Annotated in this window: 16 protein-coding genes; 8 read left to right on the plus strand and 8 right to left on the minus strand. The window is 65.7% G+C overall.

The features are described 5' to 3' along the window. Window positions 1-5 precede the first annotated feature (5 nt). Genes NDN01_RS21020 through NDN01_RS21030 form a run of 3 tightly spaced genes read left to right on the plus strand, consistent with a single transcriptional unit; the run spans window position 6 to window position 2723 of the window. A complete protein-coding gene (locus NDN01_RS21020; protein WP_272623839.1) occupies window positions 6-971 on the plus strand; it encodes a sterol desaturase family protein in 966 nt (321 codons plus the stop codon). Next, window positions 905-2494: a GMC family oxidoreductase gene (locus NDN01_RS21025; protein WP_272623842.1), complete on the plus strand. Its 1590-nt coding sequence runs from the start codon at window positions 905-907 to the stop codon at window positions 2492-2494. Before NDN01_RS21020 ends, NDN01_RS21025 begins: the two co-directional genes overlap by 67 nt. A 52-nt stretch (window positions 2495-2546) precedes the next feature. After that, entirely contained in the window at window positions 2547-2723 is a 177-nt protein-coding gene (locus NDN01_RS21030; protein ID WP_272623843.1) for a hypothetical protein, read from the plus strand. A gap of 95 nt (window positions 2724-2818) precedes the next feature. Here the strand turns inward: NDN01_RS21030 and NDN01_RS21035 are convergent, their stop codons facing one another. The 7 genes from NDN01_RS21035 to NDN01_RS21065 all read right to left on the minus strand — a co-directional run bounded on the left by NDN01_RS21035 (window position 2819) and on the right by NDN01_RS21065 (window position 8129). Then, window positions 2819-4174, minus strand: coding sequence for an ammonium transporter (locus NDN01_RS21035; RefSeq protein ID WP_272623844.1), 1356 nt, complete (start codon window positions 4172-4174; stop codon window positions 2819-2821). 14 nt (window positions 4175-4188) lie between these two features. Continuing rightward, complete coding sequence (locus NDN01_RS21040; RefSeq protein ID WP_272623846.1) at window positions 4189-4527, minus strand: P-II family nitrogen regulator; 339 nt, start codon at window positions 4525-4527, stop codon at window positions 4189-4191. A gap of 145 nt (window positions 4528-4672) precedes the next feature. Beyond that, window positions 4673-4876: a putative signal transducing protein gene (locus NDN01_RS21045; protein ID WP_272623847.1), complete on the minus strand. Its 204-nt coding sequence runs from the start codon at window positions 4874-4876 to the stop codon at window positions 4673-4675. After that, window positions 4876-5427: a pyridoxamine 5'-phosphate oxidase family protein gene (locus tag NDN01_RS21050; RefSeq protein ID WP_272623848.1), complete on the minus strand. Its 552-nt coding sequence runs from the start codon at window positions 5425-5427 to the stop codon at window positions 4876-4878. The genes NDN01_RS21045 and NDN01_RS21050 overlap by 1 nt, the downstream gene beginning before the upstream one ends. 45 nt (window positions 5428-5472) lie before the next feature. Continuing rightward, a complete protein-coding gene (locus NDN01_RS21055; protein ID WP_272623849.1) occupies window positions 5473-6405 on the minus strand; it encodes a DUF5996 family protein in 933 nt (310 codons plus the stop codon). A gap of 40 nt (window positions 6406-6445) precedes the next feature. Further along, window positions 6446-7876 carry a metalloprotease TldD gene (gene tldD, locus NDN01_RS21060; protein ID WP_272623850.1) on the minus strand — a complete coding sequence of 477 codons (1431 nt, stop codon included), beginning with the start codon at window positions 7874-7876 and terminating at the stop codon, window positions 6446-6448. A 19-nt stretch (window positions 7877-7895) separates the two neighbouring features. Further along, window positions 7896-8129, minus strand: a complete 234-nt coding sequence (locus NDN01_RS21065; RefSeq protein WP_272623851.1) for a zinc-finger domain-containing protein — start codon at window positions 8127-8129, stop codon at window positions 7896-7898. A 104-nt stretch (window positions 8130-8233) separates the two neighbouring features. Here NDN01_RS21065 and NDN01_RS21070 point away from each other — a divergent pair, with 104 nt between their 5' ends. The 5 genes from NDN01_RS21070 to NDN01_RS21090 all read left to right on the plus strand — a co-directional run bounded on the left by NDN01_RS21070 (window position 8234) and on the right by NDN01_RS21090 (window position 16586). Beyond that, complete coding sequence (locus NDN01_RS21070; protein ID WP_272623852.1) at window positions 8234-9157, plus strand: ABC transporter ATP-binding protein; 924 nt, start codon at window positions 8234-8236, stop codon at window positions 9155-9157. A 96-nt stretch (window positions 9158-9253) separates the two neighbouring features. Continuing rightward, window positions 9254-10840, plus strand: a complete 1587-nt coding sequence (gene nadB / locus NDN01_RS21075) for an L-aspartate oxidase (protein WP_272623853.1) — start codon at window positions 9254-9256, stop codon at window positions 10838-10840. A 280-nt stretch (window positions 10841-11120) separates the two neighbouring features. Then, window positions 11121-12224, plus strand: coding sequence for a class A beta-lactamase (gene bla, locus NDN01_RS21080; RefSeq protein ID WP_272623854.1), 1104 nt, complete (start codon window positions 11121-11123; stop codon window positions 12222-12224). Window positions 12225-12315: 91 nt separating this feature from the next. Further along, window positions 12316-15069: a DNA polymerase I gene (gene polA, locus NDN01_RS21085; protein WP_272623855.1), complete on the plus strand. Its 2754-nt coding sequence runs from the start codon at window positions 12316-12318 to the stop codon at window positions 15067-15069. Then, on the plus strand, window positions 15066-16586 hold the full coding sequence (locus NDN01_RS21090; RefSeq protein WP_272623856.1) for a lipopolysaccharide biosynthesis protein: 1521 nt from the start codon (window positions 15066-15068) through the stop codon (window positions 16584-16586). The genes polA and NDN01_RS21090 overlap by 4 nt, the downstream gene beginning before the upstream one ends. Window positions 16587-16623: 37 nt before the next feature. On the opposite strand, the gene purH is transcribed toward NDN01_RS21090, so the two are convergent. Further along, entirely contained in the window at window positions 16624-18207 is a 1584-nt protein-coding gene (gene purH, locus NDN01_RS21095; RefSeq protein ID WP_272623857.1) for a bifunctional phosphoribosylaminoimidazolecarboxamide formyltransferase/IMP cyclohydrolase, read from the minus strand. Between the last annotated feature and the right edge of the window lie 5 nt (window positions 18208-18212).

Below are 18212 nucleotides of genomic sequence, written 5' to 3' on the forward strand. Positions count from 1 at the left end.
GTGGCATGAGCCTGCCGAATCCAGTCGATTACGCCGTGCCCGCCTTCGTTCTGCTGGTGCTGGCCGAGATGCTGGTCGCCTGGGCGAAGGACCGCAAACGCTATGAGCCCAGGGACACGCTGACCTCCCTTGCGCTGGGCACCGGCAGTACCGTGGCGGGCGTGCTGACCGGCGGGTTCGTGTACATGCTCGCGGTGTGGCTCTCGCAATACCGGCTCTTCGACATCGGCTATGCCTGGTACTGGTTCGTCCTGTGCTTCGTACTCGACGATTTCGCCTATTACCTGTTTCACCGGTCGGCACACCGGGTGCGGTGGTTCTGGGCAAGCCATGTCATCCACCATTCGAGCCAGCATTATAATCTGTCGACGGCGCTGCGGCAGACCTGGACCGGCTTTATCAGCATCGCCTTCATCTTCCGCCTGCCGCTGTTCCTGGTCGGCTTTCCGCCAGCGATGGTGTTCTTCGTCGGCGGACTGAACCTGATCTACCAGTTCTGGATCCATACCGAGGTGATCCACCGGATGCCGCGCTGGTTCGAGGCGGTGATGAACACGCCGTCGCACCACCGCGTCCATCACGCGACCAACGCGCGCTATCTCGACAAGAATTATGCCGGCGTGTTCATCGTGTGGGACAAGTGGCTCGGTAGTTTCGAGCCCGAGCGCGACGATGATCGCCCGCGCTACGGCATCGTCAAGAATCTGGGCAGCTTCAACCTCGTCTGGGCGGCGTTCCACGAATGGGTGGGCATCGCGAAGGATGTGTGGGCGGCACCGGGATGGCGTGCCAAACTGGGCTATATGGTGATGCCGCCGGGGTGGAGCCACGACGGCAGCCGGGATACGTCCGAGACGATCAAGGAATTGTGGCTCGCGAAAGAACGGGCACGGGAGGGGGCGCAGTGGAAGAAGCCGATATCGTCGTCGTCGGGGGTGGATCAGGCGGAGCGGCAACAGCCGGCCGGCTGAGCGAGGACGGCCGCTACAGCGTCGCGCTGCTGGAGGCCGGGGGCCGCAACACCGGGTTCCGCACGCGCATTCCGGGTTTCATCGCCTTCCAGACCCCAAAGACCAACTGGCAGTTCGAGACGGTGCCGCAGGCGGGACTGAATGGCCGGCGCGGCTATCAGCCGCGCGGACGCGGGCTGGGCGGATCGAGCGCGATCAATGCGATGCTCTATCTGCGCGGCAACAAATGGGACTATGACAATTGGGCAGCGATGGGTTGCCCCGGCTGGTCCTATGACGAGGTCCTGCCCATCTTCAAACGCTCGGAACATAATGAGCGCGGGGCCGATGCCTGGCATGGCGGCGACGGGCCGTTGAACGTCAGCGACCAGTGCGATCCGCATCCGGGATCGATCGAGTTCGTCGAGGCCGCACGGCAGCTTCAGATTCCGCTGAACGACGATTTCAACGGCGCCCGGCAGGATGGCGTCGGCGTCTATCAGGTGACCCAGAAGGGCGGCGAGCGCTGGAGTTCGTCGCGCGCCTATATCGAAAGCGCCGGCAAGCGCGCCAACCTGGAAGTGCTGACCGACGTCATCGCCGAGCGGGTGCTGTTCGACGAAGGCCGCGCCTGGGGCGTCGCCTATCTGCAGGACGGCGAGGCGAAGGTAATCCGGGCGCGCCGGGCGGTGGTGCTGGCCGGCGGTGTGTTCGGCACGCCGCAATTGCTGATGCTGTCCGGCATCGGGCCGGGCCGGCATCTGCGCGGACAGGGCGTGGCGGTGCGGATCGACCGGCCGATGGTCGGCGCGAACCTGCAGGACCATGTCGATTATATCGCCGGGTTCGAGGTGAAGGGCAGCTATTTCATTGGCCAGTCGCTGAAGGGCACGCTCAAATCGGCGGGCGCGATCCTGCAATGGATGCGGCACCGGCGCGGCGCGATGACCACGCCCTATGCCGAGGCGGGCGGTTTCCTGACGGTCGACCCGGCCTCGCCCGCGCCTGACATCCAGCTGCATTTCGTGCCGGTGGTGCTTGAGGATCATGGGCGGACCAAGGTGAAGAGCCACGGTTTCTCCTGCCACACTTGCGTGCTTAGGCCGGAAAGCCATGGCACCGTCCGCCTTCAATCGATCGACGCGCGCGCCGCGCCGCTGATCGACCCGGCGTTCCTCAGCGACGGGCGCGACATGGAACTGCTGAAGAAGGGCGTGCGGGCGATGTATCGGATCCTGGAGGCGCCGCCGCTCGCCGACCACAAGGGCCGCGACCGCTATCCGATCGACCTGAACGACGACGATGCGCTCGAACGGCTGATCCGCGCCCGGGCCGACACCATCTATCATCCGGTGGGCACCGCGCGGATGGGATCCGACGACATGGCCGTGTGCGACCCAAGGCTGCGCGTGCGCGGGGTCGAGGGGCTCTATGTCGCCGATGCCTCGATCATGCCCAAGCTGATCTCGGGCAACACCAACGCTCCGTCGATCATGATCGGCGAACGCTGCGCCGATTTCGTGAAGGCCGATCTCGCGGGCTGATCATCCAGATTCATATGGCGCGCGTTCAGCTTTTCGCATGTAGCGCGGCGTCATGGACAGAAAGACGCTCAACCGCCTCGGCCTCGCCGCCGCCATCCTGCTCGTGCCGGGCGGCTTCATCCTGGGCGCGACGCTCGCCGCGCAACGCTATCGCAAGCAGCACGCGGAAGGCGAGGCCGTGACGGAAGAGGACGAAGCCGCCGAGGGCGATACACGCCCAGCCGCCTGACATAAAAAGGGCCGGTGCGTTGCCGCACCGGCCTAAGGTTGTCCGCAGGAGGAACATGATGGGGGGCCGACCGCATCGGGCCGGCCCCGATCTGGTCAGTAGTTGTAGGCGCGCTCGCCATGCTCGCCGACGTCGAGGCCTTCCTGCTCGACTTCGGGGGAGACACGGCCACCAGTGACGGCCTTGGCAATGAACACGGCGATGGCGGTACCGATAGCAGCCCAGACGATGGTGGTGCCGACGGCCTCGAGCTGAACCAGAATCTTGGCGCCCATGTCATAGTCGACCGCGCCGGGCCCGCCGAGCGACGGAGCATAGACGATTGCGGTACCGACCGCGCCGATCATACCGCCGATGCCATGCACGCCGAACGCATCGAGCGAGTCGTCATAACCGAGCTTCGGCTTCACCTTCGTCACGAAGAGGAAGCAGACGATCGAGGCCACCGCACCAAGCACGATCGCCCCGAACGGGCCGGAATTGCCGGCCGCCGGGGTGACGGCAACCAGCCCGGCGATGATGCCGGAGCAGAAGCCGAGGGCCGATGCCTTGTGACCCGAGGCGCGCTCGGCGAGCATCCAGAACAGGCCCGCCGAGGCGGTCGCGACAAAGGTGTTGATCATGGCAAGAGCGGCCGAGCCATTGGCTTCGAGCGCCGAGCCGGCGTTGAAGCCGAACCAGCCGACCCACAGCAGGCCGGTGCCGACCCCGGTGAGCGTCAGCGAATGCGGTGCCATGCGCTCGGTCGGATAACCGACGCGCTTGCCGATGATCAGGGCGAAGACCAGCGCCGAGACGCCGGCGTTGATGTGAACGACCGTACCGCCGGCGAAATCGAGGGCACCGAGCTTGAAGAAATAGCCGCTCGACGCCCAGACCATGTGCGCGATCGGGAAATAGACGATCGTGAGCCACACCAAAGCAAACACCATGACCGCCGAGAATTTGACGCGTTCGACGATCGAGCCGAGCACCAGCGCGACGGTGATCGCCGCGAAGGTCATCTGGAAGCAGACGAACACATATTCGGGTATGCCGACGCCGGCCGTGAAGGTCGCCGCGACGCTCGAGGCGTTGACCCCCTTCAGGAAGAGCTTGTCGAAATTGGACACGACGTTGCTGAGGCCGCTGGTGTAATCGGGCCCGAAGGCCATGGTGTAGCCCCACATCACCCAGACGAGCATCGCCAGCGCGGCGACCGCGCCGATCTGGGTCATCACCGACAGCATGTTCTTGGTGCGGGCGAGGCCGCCATAGAACAGGGCGAGGCCGGGAAGGATCATCATCAACACAAGGACCGTGGCGGTCATCATCCAGGCGGTATCGCCCTTGTTCACCGTCGGCACCGCTGGCGCCGCGGTAGCGGCGGCCTGTGCCCAGGCGGGGAGCGCGGCGAACAGTCCGAGCCCGAGGCCAGCCCCGAGGCCGGCATATTTCAAAACATGCTTCATCACTGCCCCCTTGCTCACAGCGCGGTTTCGTCGGTTTCGCCGGTGCGGATGCGCACGGCCTGTCCGACATCGAGAACGAAGATCTTGCCGTCGCCGATCGCGCCGGTGTTGGCCGAGGCCTGGATCGCCTCGACGACCTTGGCCGCGAGGTCAGCCGCGCACACGATCTCGATCTTGATCTTGGGCACCATGTTGGTGCTGTATTCGGCGCCCCGGTAGATTTCGGTCTGGCCCTTCTGGCGGCCAAAGCCCTTCACTTCAGTCACGGTCATGCCCGCGACGCCGATCTCGGTAAGGGCCTCGCGGACCTCGTCGAGCTTGAACGGCTTGATGATGGCAATGATGAGTTTCACCGGCGCCCCCTGTTGAGATTTAGTCCCGGGGGATGATCAGCAATGGTCGTGCCAGAGTCGAAAACACGCGTTTCCGCGCGGTTTTCCGAAAGAAAATGTTACCGGCAGGTAAATTTTTGTGCAGCTGCGAACAGCTGCACAAGAATCAGGCAGTATCCGACAGGATTTTCCGTGCGGCCGCCAGATCCTCGTCATCGACCATCACGCGGACCGGAATGAACAGATAGCTGCCGTCGGCGATGCTCGAATTGCCATCCAGCGCGACTGCATCGATCCCTTCTGAATCGAGCCGGCCGATCACGATATGTGCTTCGTTGCGATTGAAGCGGCCCAGTTCAACCAGTGCCATTATCGAGCCGCCCGTGTCGGGTTGCGGACCGGCAGGCCGTCGATGCTGCGGGTGCGCCGGGCATATTTGCCGAAGCGCTCCTCGTCGCTCGATTTCGCGTGATATTTGCTGAGCGTCTCGCGCTCGCGGTCGAAGCTCATATGCGGCACGCCCCAGCCGCAGCTCGTCTGCACCTGATCGATCGCGATCTCGAAGATCTGGCGCGTGCCGGGAAGCAGGGTGAAATGGCCGGCCAGTTCCGCCCAACGATCATCCTGCGGCAGGACCGGCATGCCGCGTCCATAGATGCGGAAGATCAGGGCGGGGCTTTCGAAGGCGCAGAACATGATGGTGATGCGGCCGTCGGCAAGGAGATGCGCGTTGGTCTCGTTGCCGGAACCCGCGACGTCGAGATACGCCACGCGCCTGTCGTCCAGCACGCGGAAGCTATCCATGCCCTTGGGGCTCAGATTGATCCGCGCCCCGGCCGCGGCGGTGGCAACGAAAAAGACCGGCTGGCGCGCGATGAAGGCGCGGTGATCGTCGTTGAGGGCGTCGAAGAACTCGGCCATGCGGCTGCCGTATCACACCCCTCCCATGAGAGGGAGAGGCGACGTCTATACCACGCGCGGCACCCGTGGCCGGCCGAGCGGGCATTCCAGCGCATCACGATCCCAGGCTGCAAGATCGGCGGCGGCATCGTACGTTGACCGGCAGAAGGCGAGAAGCGCCGAATCGGGATCGGCGGCGGTGCGGACGGCGTCATAGGGAAGGAGGAACTCGCCCATCTCGACGCTATAGACAGACTCACCCGGCTCGACTTTCGCCTCGGCATAGCCGGCCGGCGCGGGATAGGCGTAGGCATAGAAGGAAGCATGCGGATAGGCATCGCTGCCCGGCCAGAAGCCGACGCTCGCCTCCTCATGGCTATACGCCTCGCACGTCACCGCATCGGGCAGGCCCGGCAGGCCGCCCGGATGGCGCGGCGCCACACGACCGGAGAAGCGAGTCGAGGCCAGATCGAAGCTGCCCCAGAAGAAATGGATTGGGCTCGCCTTGCCAAGAAAGCCGGTGCGGAACCGGCCGAACACGCGCTGCGCCTGGATCAGCGCACGCCAGAACCGACGCACCGCAGCCGCATCATAAGGCCGGACTTCATGATCGTCGGCGAAGGGCAAGGCATCGGACATCTCGCTCGGCTTGCCGTCGAATGACGGCGTGACGCCAAGGCTCCGAAGTGCTTTCACCACAGCCCCGTGGAAATCGGCGATGCTGCCGGCGGCGAGCGCGACGGTCTCCATACCGCCATCGCTGCTGGTGAAGACGACCTCGTCAGCTATCAGATCCATGTCGATCTGGAGGATATGGTCGCCGCAGGGAATGGTGGACGTCCCCCACCCCCGCGCGGTCAGATAGAGCGGCACGTGCCAGCTATGATTGAGCCACGGCGTCAGCGCGAGACGGATCTTGCCGATGATCTGGGTGCGGAGCTGGAGGCCGATCGCGGTCTCGCGCCAGGACAACCAATCGAGTTCGGGCCAGGCAGACATGCTCAGTTCCCTCTTTCACCCTCGCTCCACAGAAGGGCGATCACACCGCCGTGCCGCCCACCGTCAGTCCGCTGACCAGCAAGGTCGGCTGGCCGACGCCGGCGGGCACGCTCTGGCCACCCTTGCCGCACATGCCGACGCCTTCGTCGAGCGCGAAGTCGTTGCCGATGCCGGTCACCTTGGTCAGCACGCTGGGGCCGTCGCCGATCAGGGTCGCGCCCTTGATCGGAGCGCCGAGCTTGCCGTTCTCGATCTTGTACGCCTCGGTGCAGGAGAAGACGAACTTGCCCGAGACGATATCGACCTGGCCGCCGCCGAAGCTCTTGGCGAAGATGCCGTTCTTCACGCGGCTCAACAACTCGGCCGGATCGTCGTTGCCGCCGCGCATGAAGGTGTTGGTCATGCGAGGCATCGGCGCATGGGCGAAGCTTTCGCGCCGGCCGTTGCCGGTCGGGGCGACGCCCATCAGCCGGGCGTTGAGTCGGTCCTGGATATAGCCGCGCAGGATGCCGTCCTCGATCAGGATATTCTCCTGGGTCGGGGTGCCCTCGTCGTCGATCGACAGCGAGCCGCGCCGGTCCACGATCGAGCCGTCGTCGACCACCGTCACGCCGGGCGCGGCGACTCGCTCACCGATGCGGCCGGAAAAGGCCGAGGTGCCCTTGCGGTTGAAATCACCCTCGAGCCCATGGCCGATCGCCTCGTGCAGCAGGATGCCGGGCCAGCCCGGGCCGAGCAGCACAGTCATCTCGCCGGCGGGGGCAGCGACCGAATCGAGATTGACCAGCGCCTGGGCCAGCGCCTCGTCGATCGCGCGGTTCCACGTTTCGGGCCGCATCAGCGCATCATAGAGATAGCGGCCGCCAAGGCCGAAATTGCCCGTCTCGCGCCGGCCATTCTGCTCGACCACGATCGAGACGTTGAGGCGGACGAGCGGGCGGATATCGGTCGCGACGAAACCGTCGGCGCGGACGATCTCGACCACGCTCCAGGTGCCCGACAGCGCGACCGAGACCTGGGCGACGCGCGGATCGCGTGCGCGCGCCGCGGCATCGATCGTCTGGCAGAGATTCACCTTGTCGGCGAAGGGGATGAGATCGAGCGGATCGGCAGCGGTATAGAGATGGCGGTTGGTCGCGCGCGGCGGCGGAGCCTTGGCCGACGCCGAGGGATCGATCAGCGCCATCGTCTCGGCGGCGCGGCCGATCGCCGCGGCGCTCAGCTCGTTCGCATGGGCGAAGGCGGTGGTCTCGCCCGAGACGGCGCGCAGGCCAAAGCCGGAATGGGTGTCGTAGCTGGCGGTCTTCAGCCGGCCGTCGTCGAAGCCGAACGCCTCGGACTTCCGATACTGGAGGTAGAGTTCCCCGTCATCGGCCTTGGCCAGCGCCGACGCGGTGAGGCGCTGCGCCTCAGCGGGATCGAGCTGGCCATCGTGATAGAGGAAGGAGCGGGGGTCTGAGAGGCTGGTCATGCCCCGCAATATAGGGGCGTTAAAGGCTCGCGCCAGCCGGATGATCGGGGAGGGTCGATTGATCGACCCCGTCGGCCGGTCCGCCGATCAGCACGAAACGCCGGTCGCAATAGCCGCAATCGACATAACCATGCTCGTCGATCTCAAGAAACACGCGCGGGTGGCCGAGCGCGGCGCCGCCGGGAATATCGGTCGCGCCGTCACAGGCGTTGCGGCGGTGGGAGACGCGGAGGGTTTCGGGCGGGGCGATCATGAGGTGGCGCGATAGCAAGCGCAGGCGCGAGGGGCAATTCTTCCTTTCCCTATCCCGCCGGGAGAGGGGTTGGCGCGCGCTTGCCGCAAGCTTAAGGGCCAAGCATGACTGAAGCCGCCATCGTCATCGACTCGCTCTGCAAGACCTACAAGGGCGGCAAGCGCGCCCTGGACGATGTGTCCTTCGAGGTGCCGCGCGGGCAGATTTTCGGGCTGCTCGGGCCGAACGGCGCGGGCAAGTCGACGCTGATCAACATCCTGGCAGGTCTGGTCAACAAGACCGATGGCACCGCATCGATCTGGGGCTTCGATATCGACCAGCATCCGCGCAACGCCAAGGCATCGATCGGGATCGTCAACCAGGAGATCCTGTTCGATCCCTTCTTCACCCCGTTCGAGACTCTCGAGATCCAGGCCGGGCTATACGGCGTGCCCAAGGCGAGGCGCCGCTCGATGGAATTGCTCCGCGCGGTGCACCTGGAAGACAAGGCCAACGCCTATGCCCGCACCCTGTCGGGCGGCATGAAGCGACGGCTGATGGTGGCCAAGGCAATGGTGCACACGCCGCCGGTGCTGGTGCTCGACGAGCCGACCGCCGGCGTCGATATCGAGCTTCGCCAGCAGCTCTGGGCCTATGTGCGCGGCCTCAACGAGCAGGGCGTGACGGTCGTGCTCACCACGCATTATCTCGAAGAAGCCGAGCAGCTCTGCGACCGCATCGCGATCATCAACCATGGCAAGGTGATCGCCAACGAGCCGACCCGCGAGCTGGTCGGCAAGGCGACCGAGAAGCTGGTCGAGGTGACGGTCGACCGTGACGTCAAGGCGACACCCCAGGCCGATTGTTTCCAGAAGATCGAGCTGAAGGGCACGCGCACGCTCGCCATCACCTACGCCAAGGACCGGGTGAATGCGGGCGAAGTGCTCGCCGCGGTACAGGCCGACGGCTACGGCATCGTCGATGTTTCGACACGCGAGGCCGACCTGGAGGATGTGTTCCTGAACCTCACGCGCGCATCGAACGGATAGCGACCGCTTGTTTTCCCGTTCGTTTCAGGCGTAGTCGCGGGAAACGCGGATCGAACGCCCCTGGTCTCGACTTCGCTCGACACGAACGGAGTTGGTGTGCCGGACTCTCATATAAGCGACGTTCTGATCATCGGTTCCGGCGCGGCCGGGCTGACCGCAGCGCTCAATCTCGCCGACCGGGTCAAGGTGACGGTGCTTGCCAAGGGCGGGTTGAACGAGGGGTCGACCGCTTGGGCACAGGGCGGGATCGCGGCAGTGCTGGAGCCGGGCGACACCTTCGAGAGCCATATCGAGGATACGATGATCGCCGGCGCGGGGCTGAACAACCGCGAGACCGTCGAATTCGTGGTCGAGCGTGCCCCGGCCGCCATCGCGCGGCTCGAGGAGCTGGGGGTGCCGTTCGCGACCGACGGCGATGCGCTTCACCTGACGCGCGAGGGCGGACATAGCCATCGACGGATCGTGCATGTCGCCGACGCGACCGGCTGGGCGGTGCAGGAAGCACTGCAGCGCGCGGCCGAGGCGCATCCCAATATCAGCCTGATACCCGACATGGTCGCGATCGACCTGGCGACCGGACGGCATGAGGAGCGCTATTCGGGATCAGGCCATGTCTGGGGCGTCTATGCCGTCAACCGGGCGACGGGCCGCGTCGAACTGTACACCGCGCGCGCCACGATCCTGGCGACGGGTGGCGCCGGGCGCACCTATCTCTTCTCGACCGCGCCGCGCGGCGCCACCGGCGACGGCATCGCCATGGCGTGGCGCGCCGGTTGCCGGGTGTCGAACATGGAATTCATGCAGTTCCATCCGACCTGCCTGTACAATCTCGAGGTCAAGAACTTCCTGATCACCGAGGCGGTGCGCGGAGAGGGCGGCCATCTGCTGATCCCCGACACCGGCTATCGCTTCATGCCCGATTTCGATCCGCGCGCCGAGCTGGCGCCGCGCGATATCGTCGCGCGCGCGATCGACCATGAGATTAAGCGGCTCGGCCTGGACTATGTCCATCTCGACATCAGCCATCGCGGCCCGGAGTTCGTGAAGGAGCATTTTCCGAACATCCATGAAAAGCTGCTCGGCCTCGGCATCGACATGACGAAGGACCCGATCCCGGTCGTGCCGGCGCAGCATTATACGTGCGGCGGGATCGTCATCGACCTGCACGGCAAGACCGATCTGCCCGGCCTCTATGCCGCGGGCGAATGCAGCGAATCCGGCCTGCATGGCGCCAACCGGCTTGCCTCCAACAGCCTGCTCGAATGCTTCGTGTTCGGCGAGGCAGCGGCGGACCACATCCTCGACCATTGGGACGAATTGCCCTCCCCGCCCCCGATCCGCCCCTGGGACGAAAGCCGGGTCGAGGATTCGGATGAGGAAGTCGTCATCAAGCAGAACTGGACGGAGATCCGGCGCTTCATGTGGAACTATGTCGGCATCGTCCGGACGACCAAGCGCCTGGAACGGGCGCAGCACCGAATCCGGCTGCTCACCGACGAGGTGAACGACTATTATGGGCATTTCCGCGTGACGCCCGACCTGATCGAGCTGCGCAACCTGCTCCAGACCGCCGAATTGATCGTCCGGTCAGCGCTGCACCGCCATGAATCGCGCGGGCTGCATTACACGCTCGATTATCCCGACATGTTGCCGGAAGCCGTCGATACGATCCTCGTACCGTAAACGGGCGGTGCCGCGCCGTTCCGGGATCGGCAGCGCCTCTTGCCGCAGACAAATCCGCTGCCGCGTCGACTTTCGGGAGCCTGTAAAACTCCTGAATGGATTCAACCGGCTGGCCTGCGATGCTGCGACAACCGTTTCACCTTGTGTCAGCCGCGGTTCGTCGCAAGGCTTGCATGCCGGGGATTCCTCAAGGAGAATCCGTGTTTAAGGTCGCGAACCGGGGGCGGGGCTTTGATTGGTGACACAGATTCTACCATTTGATTTTCCGAGGCCTGTAGCGGTGACTCTTCTCGCCGCCGCGCTCTGCGCCTGCGGACATGACACCAGCAGGCATCTGGTCCTGATACCCCCTGCGCCTGTTCAGCCGCCCTATCAGGTCGTCGTTCCCGTCCCGCCACCCACACCCAGGCAGCTGCCGCCCCGGGCGCCCGAAGCACTGGTCGCGAATGTCACCGCGCTCGGTCGCAACTTCAACGGACGGGTCGGCATCGCGGTGCGCAGCATCGACCAGGGGTGGACGGTATCGAGCAATGGCGACGCCCGCCTGCCGCAGCAAAGCGTGAGCAAGCTGTGGGTGGCGATGACCGTGCTGGATTATCGCGACAGCGGCCGGCTGACGCTCGACGATCCGATCACGCTGACCAAGGACGATTTCACCCTGTTCCATCAGCCGATCGCGGCGCTGGTGAAGGACGGCGGCTATCATACCACCGTCGGTGAACTGCTGCGGCGCGCGCTGACGATGAGCGACAATACCTGCAACGACCGGCTGCTCCGCTATGTCGGCGGGCCGGCCGCGGTGCGCGACTTCATCCGGCGCAAAGGTCTGGGCGATATCCGCTTCGGCCCGGGCGAGAAGCTGTTGCAGAGCGCGACCGCGGGGCTGCAATGGAAGCCCGAGTTCGCCTTCGGCAACGCCTTCACCCGCGCCCGCGCCCGCCTGCCCCAGACAGCGCGGATCGCGGCGTTCGAACGCTATGTCGCCGATCCGCCGGACGGCGCAGCGCCGTCAGCGATCGCCGGCGCCCTGGCCAAGCTCAAGCTCGGCCAGCTTCTGTCCAGGCAGTCGACCGATTATCTGATCAGCACGATGGAATCGTCCAAGACCGGCCGGCAGCGGATGCACGGCGCGGTGCCGGCCGGTTGGGACTTCGGCCACAAGACCGGCACCGGACAGGATCTGGCCGGGCGCACCGCCGGCTATAATGATGTCGGCCTGCTGATGGCACCCGATGGTCGCAGCTATGCCGTCGCGATCATGATCGGCGATACGCCCCGGGCCATCCCGGAACGCCAGGCGCTGATGCAGGCAGTCGTCACCGCGGTGGTGGCGAGCCATCGCGGCCAGGGCGATTCGCTGGCAGGCCGCGCCCCGATTCCCTGATCGGGCAACGCCGGTCAGTGGCCATCCGATCGCAGCACGCGCGCTGAGATTTCGCCTCGCCCCCGCCGCGCACCACTGCTATCCCGCGCCCATGCCGCACCTCTATCTCGTCGACGGATCGGGTTATATCTTCCGAGCCTATCATCGCCTGCCGCCGCTCACCAACGTGCACGGCGAACCCGTCGGCGCGGTCTATGGCTATACGACCATGTTGTGGAAGCTCGCCGACGAGCTGCACAAGGCCGATGGGCCGACCCATATGGCGGTCGTGCTCGACAAATCGAGCCATACGTTCCGCAACGAGCTGTACGACAAGTACAAGGCGCAGCGCCCGCCGCCGCCCGAGGACCTGGTCCCGCAATTCCCGATGATTCGCGACGCCACCCGCGCCTTCTCGCTGCCGTGCATCGAGGAGGACGGGCTCGAGGCGGACGATATCATCGCCAGCTATGCCAAGGCAGCCCTGCGCGAGGGCTGGTCAGTCACCATCGTCAGTTCCGACAAGGACCTGATGCAGCTCATCGAGCCGGGGCTCGACCTGTACGACACGATGAACAACCGCCGTCTCGGCGCCGAGCATGTCATGGAGAAGTTCGGCGTGATGCCCGACCGGCTGGGTGACGTGCTCGGCCTGATGGGCGACAGCGTCGACAATGTGCCGGGCGTGCCCGGCGTCGGCCCCAAGACCGCCGCCAAGCTGATCCAGGAACATGGCGATATCGAAGGCGTGCTGGCCGCCGCTCCCTCGATGAAGCCGGGCAAGCTGCGCGACAATCTGATCGAGCATGCCGACAATGCTCGGCTCTCCCGCGTGCTGGTGACGCTGAAGGACGACGCGCCTCTGGCCGAGCCGCTTGAGGACCTGGCGCTTCAGGGGATTCCCGAGGCACCGCTCCGTGCGTTCCTTGAACATCACGGCTTCAAGTCGCTGCTCGCCAAGCTATCCGCCGTGGCGGATGCGCCGGTCGAGACGCCGAAGAGCGTGCCGCAGGAGGAAGACCCGCCCTGCGATCACGACGGCTATGTGACGGTGATCGACGAGGCAGCGCTCGACGACTGGATCGCGAAGGCGCGACACCAGGGCTGGATCGCGATCGACACCGAGACGACCGGCGTGGACGCGACGCGCGCCGAACTGGTCGGGGTCAGCATGGCGCTCGAACCGAATAAGGCATGCTACGTCCCGCTTGCCCATGGCGGCACGGGGTTGTTCGCCGAAAAGCCCGACCAGATCGCGCCGGCCACCGCGCTGGCGAAGCTCAAGCCGCTGTTCGAAGATCCGGGCGTGCTCAAGATCGGGCATAATCTGAAATACGACATGATCGTGCTCGGTCGGCTTGGCATCGACGTCGCGCCGCATGATGATACGATCCTGATGAGCTTCGATCTCGACGCCGGGCTGCACGGGCATGGCATGGACGAGCTTGCCGCGACTCATCTGTCGCACAGCTGCATCGCGTTCAAGGACGTGGTCGGCACGGGCAAGAGCCAGCTTCAGTTCAACGAGATCGATCTGGCCTCGGCCACGCGCTACGCGGCCGAGGATGCCGACGTCACGCTCAGGCTGTGGCGCCGGTTCAAGCCGCGCCTGCCGGCCGAGGGCGCGACGCGCGTGTACGAGATGGTCGACCGGCCGCTCGCGCCGGTGATCGCGCAGATGGAGCGGCACGGCATCAAGGTCGACCGCGAGAAATTGTCACAGCTCTCGACCGAATTCGCCCATTCGATCGCCGCGCTCGAGACCGAGATCCATGGCCTTGCCGGCGGCCCCTTCACCATCGGCAGCCCCAAGCAGCTTGGCGACGTGCTGTTCGAGCGCATGGGCATCAAGGGCGGGCGCAAGGGCAAGTCGGGCGTCTATTCGACCGACGTCAACGAACTGGAGCGGATTGCGGCGGACAAGGATTCGCCCGGCAAGGAGATCGCGGCGCGCGTGCTCGACTGGCGGCAATTGTCGAAGCTGAAATCCACCTATACCGACGCGCTGCAGGCACAGATCAACCCTGAGACCGGGCGGGTCCATACCAGCTATTCGCTGACCGGCGCGCAGACCGGGCGGCTGTCATCGACCGACCCGAACCTGCAGAACATCCCGATCCGCACCGAGATCGGCCGCCAGATTCGCGACGCCTTCGTCGCGGAGCCGGGCAATGTCCTGCTCGCGGCCGACTATTCGCAGATCGAGCTGCGGCTGGCGGCGCACATGGCCGATGTGCCCGCGCTCAAACAGGCATTTGCCGACGGCGCCGACATTCATAGCCTGACCGCGCAGGAACTGTTCGGCGAGGTCAATCGCGACACGCGCGGCCGCGCCAAGACGATCAACTTCGCCATTCTCTACGGCATTTCGCGCTGGGGCCTGGCCGGCCGGCTCGACGTGACCGCTGACGAGGCGCAGGCGATGATCGACCGTTATTTCGAGCGCTTCCCTGGCATCAACCACTATATCGTCGAGACGACCGAAAAGGCGCGCGACAAGGGTTATACCGAGACGTTGTTCGGCCGGAAGACGCATTTCCCGCGGCTCAAGTCAAAGATCCAACATGAGCGCCAGGGCGCTGAGCGCGCCGCGATCAACGCGCCGATCCAGGGAACGAGCGCCGATATCATCAAGCGTGCGATGGTGCGGATGGGGCCGGCGCTGATCGAGGCCGGCCTGCCGAACGTGCGCATGCTGCTTCAGGTGCATGACGAACTCGTGTTCGAACTGCCCGAGGGTGATGTCGAGGCGGCAAGGCCGGTGATCGAACGGGTGATGGCAAGCGCAGCCGAGCCCGCCGTGGTCCTCAGCGTGCCGCTCGGCATCGAGATCGGCGTCGGTCCGAGTTGGGGAGCGGCGCATTGACCGACGCGGCCGCCGCCGATGATGGGGGCACCGAAGACCTCAAGGCCCTGGCCAAGGGCGGTCGCACCAACATCATCGGTTTCCTGTTGCGTCTTGCCGCACGGCTGCCGTTCCTGTTCATCGCCGGCCGGGTCTATGGCCCGGATATCGTCGGCCGGTTCGCGCTGGCGGTGGTGGTGGTCGAACTCGCCGCCCTGCTCGCCACGCTCGGGCTGAAACGCGGACTTGCCCAGGCGCTGTCCTCCTCCGACCGGCCGCATGTCCATGTGGTGTGGGATGCGATGGCGGTGGCCTTCCTCGCCTCGCTGATCGCCAGCGGCGTGCTGATCGCCCTGCCGCAGATCATGTACCCCAACAGCCCGATCGAGGGGATGGACCGCTGGCTGCCGTGCATCGTGTTCGCGGTCGCCTGGTCCGATGTCAGCCTCGCCGCGCTCGCCTATCGCCGAAACGTGAAGGCAACGGTGACCGCCCGCGCGATCGTCGAACCCTGGACGATCAGTGCCGCTGCCTGGGTCTTCTCCTTCGTTTCGCTGCGCGACGGCCTGATCTATGCCTATATCCTGTCGATGGCGGCGGCACTCGTCGCGTCGCTGGTACCGTTCATCCGCAGCTATGGCCTGCCGCATGGCTGGCGGCCGCGCATCGTTCACCTGGTCGCGCTGGCCAGCCGCAACGCGCCGCTCGCCGGCGCCGACGCGATCGAATGGGGCACGCGCAACGTCGACCGGTTCATCCTTGGAGTGATGTTCGAGCCCAAGATCGTCGGCATCTACTACATGGCGCAGCAGGTCGCTTCGATCCCGGCCAAGCTCAAGACCAGCTTCGATCCGATCCTTGGCCCCGTGATCACCGCGAGCCTGGCCAAGAACGACCGCGAGGCGATCGCGGCGCAGGTCCGGCAGGTCGGTTTCTGGATCATGGCGGCGCAGACCGGCCTTGCGCTGATGGGGTCGATCCCGGGCGAGGCGGTGATGGGCGTGGTGGGGCCGCAATTCGTCTCCGGCACCGCCGCGCTCGCCTTTCTGCTGACCGCCGAGGCGGTGGCGTCGACCGGTGCCGTGTGCGAATCGGCTTTGGTCTATATCGCGCGGGTGCGGAACCTGATGATCTCGCTGGGGACCCTCTGTTTCCAGATCGCGCTCAGCTTCACGCTGATCTTCGCGATGCGCTGGATCGGCTGGCCGATCAACTTCCAGGCCGCAGGGCCAGCGGTGGCGCTGCTGGTCGCGCTCGGCCTCGCATCCGTCGTCAAGTCGAACCTGCTCGCCCATCTGCTCAAGGCGCGCGTCTCGGGTTTCCGCATGCCGATGCTTTGGGCGATCGGCGCGGCGGTGGTCGTCGGGACGGCGTTCACCTCCCTGCCCAGGCGGTATGAATGGGCCGAGCTGCTCATCGGCCTGCCGGCCATCGCCGCGACCTATCTCTTCGTCCTGTCGCGCTTGGCGTTCAGCCCCGAGGACCGGGCGCTGTTCGGCAAGATACCGTCAGTGGACGAAGCGACGCTGCCGACCTGAGGCAGCTCCCCCTGCCTCCAACCCGCCCGCCCGTTCATCAATGCCGGAAGTGGCGCATCCCGGTGAACACCATCGCCAGGCCAGCCGCATCGGCCGCCGCGATCACCTCGTCGTCGCGTATCGAGCCGCCCGGCTGGATCACCGCCGTCGCGCCTGCCTCGACCGCGGCAAGCAGGCCGTCGGCGAAGGGGAAGAAGGCATCCGACGCCACCGCCGAGCCGATCGTGCGCGGCGTGGCCCAGCCTGCCTTGTCGGCGGCGTCCTTCGCCTTCCAGGCAGCGATGCGGGCTGATTCGAGCCGGTTCATCTGGCCCGCGCCGATGCCGGCAGTGGCGCCATCCTTCGCATAGACGATCGCATTCGACTTGACATGCTTGGCGACCGTCCAGGCGAAACGGCAATCGGCAAGCTCCGCCTCGGTCGGCTGGCGTTTGGTCACCACCTTGAGATCCGGCGCTGCGCCATTATCGCGGGTCTGGACCAGCCAGCCGCCCGCGATCGACTTGGCCATAAGGCCGGTACGCGCCGGATCGGGCAGGTCGCCGGTGAGGAGCAGGCGAAGGTTCTTCTTCGCCGCGAAGATGGCGAGCGCGGCTTCATCGGCGTCGGGAGCGATCACCACTTCAGTGAAGATGCCTGAAATGGCGCGCGCGGTCGCCTCGTCCAGCGCCCGGTTCAGCGCGATGATGCCGCCGAACGCCGAGACGGTGTCGCAGGCGAACGCCTCGGCATAGGCCTGTTCGATGGTCGCGGCGCTGGCGACGCCGCAGGGATTGGCATGCTTGACGATGACCACGGTCGGCTGCGCGTCGTGGAACTCGCTGACCAGTTCGAGCGCGGCGTCGGCATCGTTGTAATTATTGTAGCTGAGTTCCTTGCCCTGCACCTGACGCGCCTGGCCGATGCCGCGTGCGTGCGGGCCGGTGGCGGTATAGAAAGCAGCTGACTGGTGCGGATTCTCGCCATAGCGGAGCGACGCGCCGCGCTTCAGCGTGATCGGCAGCGTTTCCGGAAAAGCCTCGCCCTGGTCGGCGAACCCGAACCAGCTCGCGATCATGCCATCATAGGTCGCGGTCGCGGCGAAGGCGCGCGCGGCAAGGCGCTTGCGCAGATCAAGCATGGTGGCGCCGCCCGATGAGTCCATCTCGGCGACCAGCGCATCATAGTCGGCGGGATCAGTGACGATCGTGACAAAGGCGTGGTTCTTGGCGGCAGACCGCACCATCGACGGGCCGCCGATATCGATATTCTCGATGATCTCCGGCCGGTCGGCGCCCTTCATCACCGTCTGAAGGAAGGGATAGAGGTTCACCACCACCAGATCGATCGCGCCGATGCCATGCTCCTCCATCGAGGCGACATGGGCCTTGTCGTCGCGCACAGCGAGCAGGCCGCCATGGACCTTGGGGTGCAAGGTCTTCACGCGACCGTCCATCATCTCCGGGAAGCCGGTCAGATCGGAGATGTCGCGCACCGCGAGCCCCGCATCGCGCAACGCGGCGGCGGTGCCACCGGTCGAGACCAGCTCAACGCCGTGGCGGGCGAGCGCCCGGCCGAGATCAACGATGCCAGTCTTGTCGGATACCGACAAAAGGGCACGGCGGATGGTGATGGCGGTCATGGGCA

This window comes from Sphingomonas sp. QA11 (genome assembly GCF_028473665.1).
Taxonomy (GTDB): Bacteria; Pseudomonadota; Alphaproteobacteria; order Sphingomonadales; family Sphingomonadaceae; genus Sphingomonas; species Sphingomonas phytovorans.

What these genes read in the sequence shown, in the direction of transcription:
- NDN01_RS21065 (WP_272623851.1), bottom strand. Translation starts at nt 8,129, where the DNA reads ATGATCGCCCCGCCCGAAACCCTCCGCGTCTCCCACCGCCGCAACGCC.
- tldD (WP_272623850.1), bottom strand. Translation starts at nt 7,876, where the DNA reads ATGACCAGCCTCTCAGACCCCCGCTCCTTCCTCTATCACGATGGCCAG.
- NDN01_RS21030 (WP_272623843.1), top strand. Translation starts at nt 2,547, where the DNA reads ATGGACAGAAAGACGCTCAACCGCCTCGGCCTCGCCGCCGCCATCCTG.
- NDN01_RS21020 (WP_272623839.1), top strand. Translation starts at nt 6, where the DNA reads ATGAGCCTGCCGAATCCAGTCGATTACGCCGTGCCCGCCTTCGTTCTG.
- NDN01_RS21045 (WP_272623847.1), bottom strand. Translation starts at nt 4,876, where the DNA reads ATGGCACTGGTTGAACTGGGCCGCTTCAATCGCAACGAAGCACATATC.
- polA (WP_272623855.1), top strand. Translation starts at nt 12,316, where the DNA reads ATGCCGCACCTCTATCTCGTCGACGGATCGGGTTATATCTTCCGAGCC.
- NDN01_RS21035 (WP_272623844.1), bottom strand. Translation starts at nt 4,174, where the DNA reads ATGAAGCATGTTTTGAAATATGCCGGCCTCGGGGCTGGCCTCGGGCTC.
- NDN01_RS21050 (WP_272623848.1), bottom strand. Translation starts at nt 5,427, where the DNA reads ATGGCCGAGTTCTTCGACGCCCTCAACGACGATCACCGCGCCTTCATC.
- purH (WP_272623857.1), bottom strand. Translation starts at nt 18,207, where the DNA reads ATGACCGCCATCACCATCCGCCGTGCCCTTTTGTCGGTATCCGACAAG.
- NDN01_RS21070 (WP_272623852.1), top strand. Translation starts at nt 8,234, where the DNA reads ATGACTGAAGCCGCCATCGTCATCGACTCGCTCTGCAAGACCTACAAG.
- NDN01_RS21055 (WP_272623849.1), bottom strand. Translation starts at nt 6,405, where the DNA reads ATGTCTGCCTGGCCCGAACTCGATTGGTTGTCCTGGCGCGAGACCGCG.